This is a genomic window from Pseudomonas defluvii (genome assembly GCF_001695625.1).
GTDB classification, from domain to species: Bacteria; Pseudomonadota; Gammaproteobacteria; order Pseudomonadales; family Pseudomonadaceae; genus Aquipseudomonas; species Aquipseudomonas defluvii.
On sequence record NZ_MBPN01000332.1, the window covers coordinates 1 to 427 of the forward strand.

The 427-nt window shown below is 52.2% G+C and carries 1 protein-coding gene; it reads right to left on the reverse strand.

Annotation, left to right across the window (positions count from 1 at the left end; all coding sequences use genetic code 11):
* Positions 1–17: 17 nt before the first annotated feature.
* Complete coding sequence (locus tag EKA13_RS27580) at positions 18–221, reverse strand: hypothetical protein (RefSeq protein ID WP_065762061.1); 204 nt, start codon at positions 219–221, stop codon at positions 18–20.
* Positions 222–427 lie beyond the last annotated feature (206 nt).

The window sequence follows — 427 nt, forward strand, 5'->3', positions numbered from 1 at the left end:
TGCCGGCGATCGCTCAGTCAGTGGTGCCAGACCCCGAGCAGCGCATCGAGCTCTGCTTCACTGATCAACCCCACCGGGTACCGCTCAACCAACAACCGACGTCGCGGATCGGTCTTCCTGACTCGATTATTTGCATTGTTTTTCAACCACTGTGCCAGTGCCTTGATCGATTCGTTATTAACGATGGACAGGCCTGAAGCTGGCTCACTGACTACATTCATATCGACACGTACTCCCCAGGGTCGTGAGCCATTAACCTACGTTAACTTTGTGACAGAGCTGCGTGCTCTATCCGCTTGAAATACAATGCAAAACAAATACAAGAGCTGTGCCAGATCGAGCTCCGATCGTCGAATGACGCGCAAAAAAAAGCCCGTCGTGCGACGGGCTTTTTTACTTAAATGGTTCAGCGTTTGACCGGTGCCGG

What these genes read in the sequence shown, in the direction of transcription:
- EKA13_RS27580 (WP_065762061.1), bottom strand. Translation starts at nt 221, where the DNA reads ATGAATGTAGTCAGTGAGCCAGCTTCAGGCCTGTCCATCGTTAATAAC.